Here is a 472-nt window from a genome sequence, read left to right as displayed (position 1 = left end):
ACTACTTCCATTGAAAGGATATTCATGCTGCCCCACCCAAGAGGCGATGCGATGCGCCTCTTTGACCAGGAGACAAAACAGTTCGAACAGGATCGCGCGAACCTCCTGCGCGCGGTGAAGAACGGTCTGCATTCCGACGCCATCATCAGTGAGCTAAACGCTGTTGATGCGAAGCTTGAAAGGCGACGAGCTGAACGGGAAGCCCTGGTGCCTGCGCCAATTGAGCTGCCGGAGGATCTTCCCGCCCTCTATAGGGACTTTATCGCAAATATCACCGACACCCTTTCCGACGAAGGCGTTGCAGGCCGCGCCAGTGATGAGCTGCATGCGCTCCTGGATCAGGTCATCATCACCTGGAATGCAGACGAGCGTAGCCACGACTTCGAGATGCAGGGTGATCTTCTGGAACTGATCGGCAAGCCGCACGGAAAATCCCTGGGTGGTGACGCCGACTTGGAAAGTTCTCTGAAGT

General features: G+C 56.1%; 1 pseudogene. It reads left to right on the top strand.

Annotation, left to right across the window (positions count from 1 at the left end):
- Positions 1-51 precede the first annotated feature (51 nt).
- Positions 52-472, top strand: a pseudogene (locus L1069_RS23930) (recombinase family protein); the annotation flags it as partial.

It is taken from the genome of Leisingera sp. MMG026 (assembly GCF_021654205.1).
Lineage (GTDB): Bacteria > Pseudomonadota > Alphaproteobacteria > Rhodobacterales > Rhodobacteraceae > Leisingera.
This window is presented reverse-complemented; position numbering and strand designations above follow the sequence as displayed.